Origin of the sequence: Herminiimonas fonticola (genome assembly GCF_003293745.1) — a bacterium.
GTDB classification, from domain to species: domain Bacteria; phylum Pseudomonadota; class Gammaproteobacteria; order Burkholderiales; family Burkholderiaceae_D; genus Oxalicibacterium; species Oxalicibacterium fonticola.
Map to the genome: position 1 here is coordinate 975,834 of NZ_PTLZ01000001.1, position 12,588 is coordinate 988,421.

The 12,588-nt window shown below is 52.7% G+C and carries 11 protein-coding genes; 2 read left to right on the plus strand and 9 right to left on the minus strand.

Annotated elements, in window-relative coordinates:
- Window positions 1–10: 10 nt before the first annotated feature.
- The 5 genes from mltB to Hfont_RS04900 form a co-directional block, all read right to left on the minus strand.
- Complete coding sequence (gene mltB, locus Hfont_RS04880) at window positions 11–1,108, minus strand: lytic murein transglycosylase B (RefSeq protein WP_162845862.1); 1,098 nt, start codon at window positions 1,106–1,108, stop codon at window positions 11–13.
- Window positions 1,105–3,132, minus strand: coding sequence for a transglutaminase TgpA family protein (locus tag Hfont_RS04885; protein ID WP_112991121.1), 2,028 nt, complete (start codon window positions 3,130–3,132; stop codon window positions 1,105–1,107). Before Hfont_RS04885 ends, mltB begins: the two co-directional genes overlap by 4 nt.
- Window positions 3,129–4,127, minus strand: coding sequence for a DUF58 domain-containing protein (locus Hfont_RS04890; RefSeq protein ID WP_112991123.1), 999 nt, complete (start codon window positions 4,125–4,127; stop codon window positions 3,129–3,131). Before Hfont_RS04890 ends, Hfont_RS04885 begins: the two co-directional genes overlap by 4 nt.
- Before the next feature lie 23 nt (window positions 4,128–4,150).
- Complete coding sequence (locus Hfont_RS04895) at window positions 4,151–5,071, minus strand: AAA family ATPase (RefSeq protein WP_112991125.1); 921 nt, start codon at window positions 5,069–5,071, stop codon at window positions 4,151–4,153.
- 176 nt (window positions 5,072–5,247) lie between these two features.
- Window positions 5,248–6,270, minus strand: coding sequence for a transporter (locus Hfont_RS04900; protein WP_181666414.1), 1,023 nt, complete (start codon window positions 6,268–6,270; stop codon window positions 5,248–5,250).
- A gap of 326 nt (window positions 6,271–6,596) precedes the next feature.
- Between Hfont_RS04900 and ylqF the strand changes: the two genes are divergently transcribed.
- Window positions 6,597–7,544: a ribosome biogenesis GTPase YlqF gene (ylqF, locus tag Hfont_RS04905; RefSeq protein WP_112991127.1), complete on the plus strand. Its 948-nt coding sequence runs from the start codon at window positions 6,597–6,599 to the stop codon at window positions 7,542–7,544.
- Between the two features lie 79 nt (window positions 7,545–7,623).
- Here the strand turns inward: ylqF and Hfont_RS04910 are convergent, their stop codons facing one another.
- The 4 genes from Hfont_RS04910 to groES form a co-directional block, all read right to left on the minus strand.
- Window positions 7,624–8,805 (minus strand): YeeE/YedE family protein, encoded by a 1,182-nt coding sequence (locus Hfont_RS04910; protein WP_112991128.1) that lies wholly within the window; start codon window positions 8,803–8,805, stop codon window positions 7,624–7,626.
- Window positions 8,806–9,720, minus strand: coding sequence for a sulfurtransferase (locus Hfont_RS04915; protein WP_112991130.1), 915 nt, complete (start codon window positions 9,718–9,720; stop codon window positions 8,806–8,808).
- Between the two features lie 290 nt (window positions 9,721–10,010).
- Window positions 10,011–11,651, minus strand: a complete 1,641-nt coding sequence (gene groL / locus Hfont_RS04920; protein WP_112991132.1) for a chaperonin GroEL — start codon at window positions 11,649–11,651, stop codon at window positions 10,011–10,013.
- 110 nt (window positions 11,652–11,761) lie between these two features.
- On the minus strand, window positions 11,762–12,052 hold the full coding sequence (gene groES / locus Hfont_RS04925) for a co-chaperone GroES (RefSeq protein WP_112991133.1): 291 nt from the start codon (window positions 12,050–12,052) through the stop codon (window positions 11,762–11,764).
- Window positions 12,053–12,323: 271 nt separating this feature from the next.
- Here groES and Hfont_RS04930 point away from each other — a divergent pair, with 271 nt between their 5' ends.
- A complete protein-coding gene (locus tag Hfont_RS04930) occupies window positions 12,324–12,575 on the plus strand; it encodes an SDR family oxidoreductase (RefSeq protein WP_338322772.1) in 252 nt (83 codons plus the stop codon).
- Window positions 12,576–12,588: the final 13 nt, after the last annotated feature.

The window sequence follows — 12,588 nt, forward strand, 5'->3', positions numbered from 1 at the left end:
CATCGTTCACTTAATAATTACGCGAAGCCCGTACGGCGCGGCTTAGATCGATTACAGACATCGCATAGAAGAAGCTGCGATTGTACTGAGTGATCGCAAAGAAGTTTGGCGCGCCCAGCCAATACTCGCTGGCTTCTGCACCATTCTGTAAATCAACCAGACCGAACAACATATTCTCAGGTGGTTCTATCACGGGAGTGACACCTGCCGCCTTCATTTCAGCTAAAGAGTATTTTGCTTCCAGACCTTGGCCGATAAAGCGTTGCCAGTTTTCTGTCATGTCTACTTTGGTCGGGAATACAGTCGGCTCGCCTTTGCGCCAGCCATGCTGAACCAAAAAGCTGGCGACGCTGCCGATTGCATCTACCGGTGAATTGCGTAAATCGATATGGCCATTACCGTCGAAATCGACGGCGAATTTGCGTATGCTGCCAGGCATGAATTGTGGCCAGCCGATTGCGCCGGCATACGAACCCAGCAATGAGAATGGATCGATGCGCTCATCGCGTGCAAACAATAAAGTGTTTTCCAGTTCGCCGCGGAAGTAGTTCATGCGCGCAGTGCGATTCGGCGTGTCGGGATAGGCAAAGGCCAAGGTTGTGATGGCGTCCATCACGCGGAAGTTGCCGGTGTTGCGGCCGTACACGGTTTCCACGCCTATGATGGCGACGATGATTTCTGCCGGTACGCCATATTGCGCTTCGGCGCGGGCCAAGGCATCGGCATAGGTATTCCAGAAGGCAACGCCGGCGTCGATACGCACAGGTTCGACGAAGCGGCTGCGATAAGCCGCCCAGTTCTTCGGCTTGCCGGGAGGTGCAGGTTTCATCAACTGGATTGCGCTATCGACATAGTGCGTTTTATTCAATGTGGCTTGCAGCTCTTTCTTGTCGAAGCCGTTCTTTTCCGCCATCTGGTCGATAAAGGCAGCGACATCGCTCCATTGATTGAAGTTGGCGAATTCATTGCCTTGTACTGGTTGGACGACCTTCTTTGCTTTTACATGCGTGGTGGTTTTCTTGCCGTTGTCATTTGCAAAAGCGCAACCAGTCAGAGCCAATACGGAGGAGAGTGCAACGAGGGATACACGTTTGGAGAAAGATTTCATCGAGATTTTTTTAATAATGATGTGAGTTTTGACAGCACGTCGGGCAGTGCGGATTTTTCAAGCGGACGATAGCGTGCTGCTTCATAAATAATCAGGAAATTCTTGATTGCGCGCTTCTGTTCCTGGGTAAGCCCGGAAGCAGAAGTCAGCAATCGTACGGAATAGGAGCGCGGCCCTTCATGCGCTTGGCGCGGATATCCGTGTTGCGCCATTTGCTTGCTGAGCTTGGCATAAGCGGCATCGAGAGGATCTATTTTCTTGCGATTCGCAAGTAATGGAAGAGTGATCAGCAGCGTCAACGCGCCACCGATTGCAAACATCAATGCCGTCATTGTGCGCCAGTCGATGTTACCGAAGCCCAGCGACTGTAGCAAACTTTTTTGTCTGTCCGGCGTGTAATTCAATACCCATTGATTCCAGCCGTTGTTAACGGCATCCCAACTAAATCGGATTTTTCTCAACCATGAATCTGCACCAATATTCATATTGATCAAGCCACCGAATGCAGGTGTGGTCGCTGAAGTGTTATTACGTTCTATGCGCTCTGGTGCGACGGCAGCTGTCGGATCAACACGTATCCAGCCACGGTTTTCTATCCAGACTTCTGCCCATGCATGTGCATCGGATTGTTTCACCGTCATGAAGCCATCGACAGGATTCATTTGCCCGCCTTGATAACCGGTCACTACGCGTGCGGGGATATTCATTGCGCGCATCATCACAACAAAAGCACCTGCGTAATGTTCGCAAAAACCTGCACGTGTCGAAAAGAGAAATTCATCCACGCCGTTGCGACCCAGTAGCGGAGGTTGCAAGGTGTAGCTGAATTTTTCGGTGCGGAAGAAGTTCAATACATTGTTGACGACAGTCAAGTCATCGTTCGATTTGCTGCGCATGCTATCGGCAAAGACGATAGTTTGTGGGTTGAAACCCGATGGTAAGGACAGCCATTGGCTCATCGTCGTTTTGTCCACATTCTGCAGAAAATTGAAATCCAGATGCGACGTCACGTCGTAACGGATACGCTCGGTAATGGGGCGAGTTACAAGCAACTCCTTGTCGGGCGAACCGATGACGTATTTTCCAGCAAGCTGCGGGTCCGTCGTTGGAAATTCAAGCGCGAACAGCCATGGTTTGGATGTTGGCTCTTGCGTGATTTGATATCGCAAGGGATTGCCGCTGAACAGCAATGTGCCGGAGTCCTTGGCAGGCTGTCGCGGATACTTGCTCCAGGTACGGCCATCGTAACGATCCAGTACGATGGCGCGCCAATAGAGTTTAGAACTTGGTGGTGCCGGATCGATGAACTTGACACGAAATGCAACGTCCCCCGACAACGCCAGTTTGGAAATATTCCCCGGCGTCATATTGTCAGACAAACCGCTACGAGCTGCATTTGCATCGGCAGGCATGCCCCACAACGGGCCTTGTATTCGCGGAAATAATACAAACAGAACGACGGTTAGCGGAACCGCCAGTGCAAAAATGCTTGCACCCAATCGCAGACGCTTACGCAAAGGCGGTGCAGTATCGACGTATTGAAAAGACAGTTGCGCTGTCAGCATGGCAATCACGGCGGCTATCATCAACAGCGCAGTGGCAATGGTCTGCGAGTAGAAAAATGTCGTGAGCAACATAAAAAAGCTCAGGAACACAACTACAAACAAATCGCGAGCGGCATGCATTTCCAGTAATTTAAACGTAAGTAGCAACACCAGCATCGCCACGCCAGCTTCTTGTCCGAAAAAAGTTTTGAACGTGAGGTACACGCCGCCCATCGCCAAAACGGCAATCGGTAACAGCAGCCAGCGCGGCGGCATGCGATTACCGCGAAACGTGATCCAGCCGCGCCACACCATCAACGCGAGGCAGATGCCTGTGATCCACAGTGGCAGGTGTAATGCATGCGGTGCCAATACCAATCCGCAGGCAAACAATAAAAGCAAAGTGTCGGCTTTGGCCCGTGACATCGGACGTGTGGACGGCGTTGCCATCGCCGGCCATAGCTTATGCAAGAAACTCACGCGGCACGCTCGGAGGTTCGTTCGAAGAGGGCGAGCGCACTCAGACAGGCAGCTTGGTGCTCTGGTCCGACCGCCGGTGTGAAATGTGTATGACCGAGATGGAACGCATAAGGCAGGCCGCGTATTTCTGCTGCCAGCACCCAGTGCGTCATGCGCGACAGCTTTAATTCGGTATTCATTGCACGTGGAAGTCGGTCAAAATCGATGGAGAGTTCGCCACTGGCGCCGCCTTCAAATTGTTTGGTCACCAGTGCGCCGTCATCAATGCGCGCGATTTGTCGCCATGCCAGTTGACGTATCGAATCGCCCGCCTGATAGGCGCGTATGCCGGCGAAATCGTCGTGACCTGCCTGGCCGTGGCTATCGGCTTTTTCTCCTGCATGCATGGGCAGCGGTGGACCGTTTTCTTCCGGTTGCGGATAGACCAGCACCTGCATCGCCGGTTGCCAATAGCTCCATGCGCGCAATAAGCCGAGTGGAAAACGCGTCTGTAATCGTATGCGTGGAGCGCTACACCAGCCGCGTTCCTTTGTTAGCGTACTGAGCGTGACGCTACGACTGCTGTCTGCCGCGATATCTGTCACATGTTCAACTGCAGTCACGTTGTCGCTGATGAAATTTAGCCAGATTGCATAGCGATCATGCTTGCGGCGATTGCTCAAATGCAGTTCGAATTGTGCATCTTCGCCGGCGAACACGGCTTGCGTATTCCCTGGTCGTAAATGCAGATGTGCCAGATTGCGGAAGGTCAAATGCATGTCTATCACTGCACATCCACCCAGCAAGAACGTCAATGCAAAACCGAGGCTGAGGCTGTAGTTTACCGAGCAGAGAAAGAGTACGATCAGCATTACACCGAAAGTGAGGCCGGCACGGGTTGGCAAGATGAAAACGCGACGCTGATTCAAGAACACTTCGCCGACTTCCGCATCGCGCAGCCTGAACAGCCAGCGGCCTGTCCACTGATGAAATATCGTTCGCAAGGAATGTCTCATGGCGCGCAGACGCTGGCCTTGCTTTAAACGCTGACCGATTTCATCAATTGCAGGACCATATCGCGACTGCTCAAGGCACTGCCGGCGATCGACTTCAAGGCGCGCAAACGATGCGCAGCAACTGGCACCAATACCGCTTGCACATCTTCCGGAATGACGTGGTTACGTCCTTCCATTGCGGCCCATGCGCGTGCCGCTTGCAGCAAGGCGATAGTGGCGCGCGGGCTCAAGCCTTCTGCGAACATGCCGTTCTGGCGTGATGCTAGCGCTAGCGCCTGGATGTAATCGATCAAGGTCGCCGAGACATGGATTTTTTTCAACTCTGCTTGCGCTGCGATCAGATCAGCTGGTTGCATCGCCATCTTCATCGACTTTAATAAAATACGTCGATCTTCACCCATCAATAGTGCGCGTTCGGAAGCTGCATCCGGATAACCCAGCGACAGGCACATCAGGAACCTATCCATCTGCGATTCAGGCAGAGGGAAGGTACCGATTTGATGCGTAGGGTTTTGTGTGGCGATGACAAAGAAGGGTTGCGGCAAACTGCGCGTTACGCCGTCGGATGTGACCTGACGTTCTTCCATCGCTTCCAGTAAAGCGGATTGTGCCTTCGGTGTCGCGCGATTGATTTCATCCGCGAGCAAGACTTGCGTAAAAATAGGGCCAGGATGAAATACAAAACCGTTTTTTTCTCTATCGAAAATCGAAATACCGACCACGTCTGCCGGTAGCAAATCGCTGGTGAATTGCTGACGATTGAATTGCAGTCCGAGCGAAATGGCGAGTGCATGCGCCAAGGTGGTTTTACCGACGCCGGGTACATCTTCAATCAATAGATGACCGCCGGCCAGAAGGCAAACCAGCGCCTGACGTATTTGCAGATCCTTGCCAACAACGATTTCACTGACTTGTTTCGCGACTGCATGCACTTTAGCGAACATTCTATTTTCCGTGGAAGAGGGAGTGACAACGCGCGATTCATGCACGTTCAGAATTTTGACTTCGAGTCAGATTCTAAGCGAGATTAGCTTGCATCGGAGAATGTGCTTTGTCTTGCAGCGAAGGTGAGCAATTTGTCATGCGCCATGGGTGCAGATGAAAGACGTTTAGTCGGGCGTCAGTCCTGATTCTGCTTGCGCACGACAAACCATCCCGCCACGACAGTGAAGGTGGCAACAATGCCGGCAACTATCCAGAAGCCGTATGCATGATCTGCCAGTGGCACGCCGCCTACATTCATGCCAAGCAGGCCGGCGATGATGTTGATTGGTAGCGCCAGTACCGTGACGATGGTCAGCACGTACAGGCTGCGACTATTTTCTTCATTGACCTGTGCGGCGATTTCTTCCTGCAACAGTTTGATGCGTTCCTGCAGCGAGCTCATGTCGCTGAGCACCACGGAGAATTCTTCTGTCGATTGTCGCAACTCTTGCGTATCCAGTTCTGCGACCCAGACCGGCGGTTTTTGCAGCAGGCGGAATAGTGCTGCAGGCTCCGGCGCGAGCAAGCGCTGCAAGCGAACCAGTATGCGTCGTAATGCGCCCAAATCACCGCGCTGCCGATTCAGACGGCCGGCGAGCAAGTTGTCTTCTACTTTATCGACGCGCGCCACCGCATCGCGCACGATCTTCACCAATACGTCTGCCTGATCGCGTAATAGATGAACCAATAATTCCACCGATGAGCGTATGGGATCGCCGTGCTCTACCGCTTGTCGCAGGCGTTCGATCGATTTCAAAGGTGTGCGTCGTGCGCTGATGACGACGCGCTTTGTCACGCTGAGCCACAAAGTCGCGATATCGGCCGAATCCAGTGAAAAGTTGTGCAGCACATCATTCACCACAGCGATCAAGGTGTTGTCGGCCAGCTCGATGCGCGTTGAACGTGAGCCGTCATGCAAGGCTTCATTGAATTCGTCAGCGACGCCAGCGTGTTCAGTAATCCATTTTTCACTGGCGGTATTACTCAGATTGAAATGCAACCAAATGAACGCATGCGCAGACTGTTGCTCGTGATTTTTCAGCCATGCCAAGGCTTCGGCAGAATTGATCAAGGTCGCACGCTCATCACGACCAAATATAAAACCCCAGATCAGGCCGGATTGATCGGAGCCATAGCTAAGATTGGATGACGCGATCATTGCGTGAGCCGTAAGTGTGCAAGCGTTGGCCCATTCAGAGAATGGTATGTGCAGGAAGAGAAAATGAGGTGAGGACGATGCACGATAGACAAGTTTGCTTGAACTACGGCTTTCATGGAATCAAAAAGCCGCATAAAAATTGGTCGGGGCCGTTTTCGCGCCAGGCCCCGATGGCGCTGGATGCAAATGCTGCGCCCGGGATATGACGCGCGTGTGACAAAGTGGAGGAATTGACAGCAAAATCAGGGTGATAACGCAATCGGCTGTCTCTGGCAGGGCCGTGAGCGGGTAAAATAGCGCCTTGCTTCCCACAGATAAAGTTACGCATGTCCATACAATGGTACCCAGGCCACATGAACGCCGCCCGCAAAAAGGCGGCGGAAGCCATGGAAAAGGTCGATATGATCATCGAAGTACTGGACGCGCGCGTGCCGCAGGCCAGTTGCAATCCGATGATCGAAGAATTGCGTACTTTCCGTCAGCGGCCTTGCCTCAAGATACTCAACAAGAGTGATCTGGCCGATCCTGCTGCGACCCAGCAGTGGCTGGATTTTTACAACAAGCAAAAGAACGTGCATGCGGTCGCGCTCAGTTGCAAGAAGCCATCCGACGTCGCCAAGATTCCTGCGCTCAGCATGAAGATCGCGCCGCATCGCGGTACGGCCTTGAAGCCTTTGCGCATCATGATCATGGGTATTCCCAACGTCGGTAAATCGACTTTGATGAATGCGTTGCTGAAGAAGCGCGTCGCCAAGGTGGGTGATGAACCTGCGGTGACCAAGATGCAGCAGCGTCTGTATCTCGGCAATAACATTGTGCTGACAGACACGCCGGGCATGATGTGGCCAAAGATCGCGTATCCGAGCGATGGCTTGATGCTGGCGGCCAGCCATGCAATCGGTAGCAATGCATTGATTGAAGAAGAAGTCGCAACCTTTCTGGCCGATATCATTCTGGCGCGTTATCCGGCGCTGGTGGCCGCACGTTACGGTATGAACGTCGAAGGTATTGACGGCGTCAGCGTGATCGAAGGCGTGGCAGTACGTCGCGGCCTGCGCATCAAGGGCGGCGACCTCGATCTGGAAAAAGCTGCGCATATTTTCTTGCAGGATTATCGTACCGGCCTGCTCGGGCGTATCAGCCTGGAGACGCCGGAAAGTCGTGTCGAGTTGCTGGCGACTTTCCAGCCGCCGCCATCCTTGAGTGATGTGGAAGGTGAGCCTGAGGAAGTGGAAGAAGAGAGTCCCGACGAACCATTTGGTCGACGCCGCTAATAAAAAAAGGAATCGAAAAATCGATTCCTTTTTTGTTTCTGCTTCACGAATGCTTTGACTGATTCAAATTAAGCGTCGATCAAAACCAGTTGAATCGTGTCCGCACGCGCCAGCCCAGATACAGCCCGCCCGCCAGGAACAAGGCAAACACCCAACCCGATGCTGCGCCAGCCATGATGCCCGACAGCAGGGTACCGACTGTGCAACCTAGTGCGACCATAGAGCCCCAACCCATCAAGATGCCGCCAAAGAAGGCGCGGACAACTTCTTGCAGGCGTGGCACGCGCGGTTTGAAGTCACCTGCCGACAAAGCTGCCGCCAGCGATCCCAAAATCAGGCTGACGACAAACACGCCGTTTTGCGACCATAGTGTTTCCTTGATCGCAGTGGCGCAACCAGAAAACGTATCCAGCCCTTCGAGACGTGTTGGCAACCAGCCGAGTGCATTACCGCTGGTACGCGCGACGCTCCCCAGTTCCGCCGTCACACCCAAAGGCCCGATACGGAAATAGGACAACACCGCGATGAAGGCAATCAGCAAGCCACCGGCATATACGGGCCAACGACGGGTCCAGATACTGCCGGTATTTTCCGTAGAAAGGTCTGACGGTAGTTGTGAACGATGACCGCGCCAAAGTAGAACAGCGATCAATGCCAATGCAGCTAACTGCAAGGCCAGCGATCCTGCATAACCAAGATGATGCGGCAACCAGACGACAGGCGCTTCCTGGATGCCGGACAAGTACAAATAATTCCAGCTCAAGAAACCAAGTCCAAAACCGAACAGCACGCCCAGCAATGCAAATGGTGAAGCGGTAGCGCCTTCGCCCAAGCGATACAGATGCGCGCTGATGCATGAGCCGGAGATTGCCGTGCCGATGCCGAAGCTGAACGCACCCGCCGCCAATACCCAACTTAAGGGACCGATATGCGCTTGCGGTGGCAAACGACCGATAGTTGGTACCGGCATGAACGCCCCAAACACAATGTGATAGCCGATCAGCCCGACCGCCAGTGCAACCAGTATGCCGAGCAAACCGCGTGCATCGCGTCGTTCAATGAAGTCGCGACTCACGCAGAAAAAGCAGAAGCGCGAACGCTGCAACACAATGCCGAAAGCCAGCCCGATCAATGCAGAAAGGGCCAGCTCGCGACCACCCTCGGCGATGCCGCCTAGGGTGTGGACAAACAATAGTGCCGCTGCAATAACGATTGCAGCAGGCACCAGCCGCCGTGCTGGCGGCAATGCAAGTTCAGCCAATTATTTTCCGCCCCACACCGTACCGGCCGGGTTGGAAACTGGCACGCCAACTGCGTTACCGTATTCCGTCCACGAACCGTCGTAGTTGCGAACGTCATAGCCCAGCAATTTTTTCAGTGCGAACCATGTGTGGCTGGAACGTTCGCCAATGCGGCAGTAAGTGATGACTGGTTTACTGCCATCGACGCCAGCTGCGGCGTAGATTTTTTTCAGTTCATCGACTGATTTGAATGTGCCGTCAGCGGCAACTGCTTGGCCCCAAGGGACATTGGTGGCGCCTGGTACGTGACCGGCACGCACTGCCAATTCTTGTACGCCGGCAGGTGCGAAGACTTTGCCGCTGTATTCATCAGCAGAGCGGATGTCGACCAATGCGATATTGCTTTTCTTCTCTGCGACTGCAACCACGTCCGACAGACGCGCGCGCAGGGCAGTGTTGGCTACGCTGACTTTGATGTTGCCGACGTTAGGGATTTTGGTGACAGCGACTAAGGGGCGATTTTCTGTTTCCCATTTTTTGCGGCCGCCATCCAGCAGCTTGACGTCTTTCACGCCATAGATGTCGAATACCCATGCGCCCCACGCTGCGAACCAGTTGTTGGTGTCGCCGTACAGGATGATGGTGCTGTCATTGTTGATGCCGGCTTTGCGTAGCAAAGTTTCAAAATTCTGTTGGCTGACGATGTCGCGACGTACGGTGTCGACCAGATCGGTGTGCCATTCAAAATTGATTGCGCCTGGAATATGCGCGCGTTCGAATACACCCGGATTGACGCTGACTTCAATCAGTTTTACTTTTGGGTTGCTGATGTTTTTTTCCAGCCAGTCTGTGCTAACGAGGAAATCGTTAGGCGCAGCATGTACTGTTCCCAGTAATAAACTGCCTGCGATCAGCAGGGACTTGATGATTTTCATTTGCTCTCCTCCGGTGGTTAAGTGATTCGCTATGACAGATTTTGTGGATGAAATCTGCTGTTAAAAAACTGTTAAGTAATCACATTACCGAAGGTATTACCGATGAACAACGAAGTATTTTCTATATCGATATTCTTAAAATGTATGGTGGAAATGGCATGTATTGCTGATGAGAAAAACAAAAAAGCCTGCAAGGCGTGAACCTTGCAGGCTTTTTAATATGCGTTTTCCATTACTGAAAAGTGCATGTGCATCGACATCGTTTGCACGATGCCGATGCAGAACAGCAATTACATCATGCCGCCCATACCACCCATGCCGCCCATACCACCCATGTCGCCGCCAGCTGGTTTGTCTTCAGCGATTTCAGCAACCATGCAGTCAGTGGTCAACAACAGTGCAGCGATCGAAGCAGCATTTTGCAATGCCGAACGAGTTACTTTAGCTGGATCGAGAACACCCATTTCAACCATGTCGCCATAGGTACCGTTGGCTGCGTTGTAACCGAAGTTACCTTTGCCTTCGAGTACTTTAGCCACAACGACGGATGCTTCTTCACCGGCGTTTTGCACGATCATGCGCAGTGGTTCTTCCATCGCACGCAGAACGATACGGATGCCAGCTTCTTGATCCGAGTTGTCGCCTTTGATGTTGATGTTGGCACGTGCGCGCAACAATGCAACGCCGCCGCCAGGAACAATGCCTTCTTCGACTGCAGCGCGAGTAGCGTGCAATGCATCTTCAACGCGTGCTTTTTTCTCTTTCATTTCAACTTCGGTAGCTGCACCGACTTTGATGACTGCAACGCCGCCTGCCAATTTGGCAACGCGTTCTTGCAGTTTTTCACGGTCGTAGTCCGATGTTGCTTCTTCGATTTGCGCGCGGATTTGTTTGACGCGTGCTTCGATGTTGATAGCTTGGCCGTTACCGTCGATCAGCGTGGTGTTTTCTTTGCCGATTTCGATACGTTTAGCCTGGCCCAATTCTTCCAGCGTGATTTTTTCCAGTGTCAGACCGACTTCTTCAGCAACGACTTGGCCGCCGCTCAAGATAGCGATGTCTTCCAGCATTGCTTTACGACGATCACCGAAGCCTGGCGCTTTAACTGCGCAAGTTTTCAGAATGCCGCGGATGTTGTTCACAACCAGAGTTGCCAGTGCTTCGCCTTCGATGTCTTCTGCGATGATCAGCAGTGGACGACCGGCTTTAGCGACTTGTTCCAGTACCGGGAGCAGATCACGGATGTTGGAGATTTTTTTGTCGCACAACAGGATGAACGGATTTTCCAGGATTGCAGTTTGCTTTTCCGGGCTGTTGATGAAGTATGGCGACAGGTAGCCGCGGTCGAACTGCATACCTTCAACGATGTCGAGTTCGTCGTTCAGGGATTTGCCGTCTTCAACAGTGATGACGCCTTCCTTGCCGACTTTTTCCATCGCTTCAGCGATACGCTCGCCGATCGATGCATCGCTGTTAGCCGAGATCGAACCGACTTGAGCGATTTCTTTGGTCGTTGTACAAGGTTTTGAGATCAATGCCAGTTGTTCAACAGTAGCTGCAACAGCTTTGTCGATACCGCGTTTCAGATCCATAGGGTTCATGCCGGCTGCAACGTATTTCATGCCTTCGCGAACGATCGCTTGTGCCAAAACGGTTGCAGTAGTGGTGCCGTCGCCTGCGTTATCGCTGGTGCGGGAAGCCACTTCTTTCACGAGCTGTGCGCCCATGTTTTGCAATTTGTCTTTGAGTTCGATTTCTTTCGCAACCGAAACACCATCCTTGGTAACGGTAGGCGCGCCGAACGAGCGTTCCAACACCACGTTACGGCCTTTAGGGCCCAAGGTAACTTTAACTGCGTTGGCCAAGACGTTGACGCCTTCGACCATCTTTGCACGGGCTGCGTCGCCGAAAATAACTTCTTTAGCTGCCATGTTTAATGCTCCTGATATTCGTTAAGTGATTCGCGTTGAGCGAGTTTGATCACTGTGGGATGAAACCGGTTTCGATCGCTGCAGCATGGCCGCGCTTCGAAAAATCGGCATCACTTTTGTACGATTGCCATGATGTCTTCTTCGCGCATCACGAGGACTTCGTTGCCGTCGACCTTGACTGCTTGGCCAGCATATTTGCCGAACAAAACGCGGTCACCGACTTTAACGTCGAGTGGGCGAACTTTGCCGTCGTCGAGGATTTTGCCGTTGCCGATAGCCAGAACTTCACCTTGATCAGGCTTTTCAGCAGCTGCTTCAGGAATGATGAGGCCGGACGCAGTTTTTGTTTCCTGGTCGAGGCGCTTGACGATGACGCGATCGTGCAAAGGACGAAGGTTCATACAAACTCCTTAGTTTTCAATAAGTTAGGATAATTTTTGCGGCACTGCTGCTGCAAAGCATGCTTAACAGTGCATACGTGCCGCACCAGAAAGTTGGTCGGTCGGGGGAAAGCTGTTAGCACTCTCTTCCGGCGAGTGCTAAGTATAAGGACGGTTGTCTGATATTTCAAGTGATGAGCGTGTCCGTGGAAAAAAGAAATGCAAATTCGGAAAGATGTCTTGCAACTGTTAGGTTCTTCAAACTGACGACAGTTCATAAGATGAGAGGTGTATACCCGGCAATGATCATCGTTCTCTAGCTGCTTCTTGCACGGCCTTCTGCACAGGCGACATCCGCACCGATATGACGAGCGAAGCGTTCGATCAAAGTCCCGAGTTCGCCACCATGCTTGCCGGCCAAACTGCACTTGGCAGAATCGGCGAAGCCGACGATGTAGGTCGTGTCATCGCCAGCCTCCTGTCAGAAGACAACGGCTGGGTGAATGCGCAGACGATTGAAGCCGGCGGCGGCTACAACATTTAAACGAAAGAGGAAT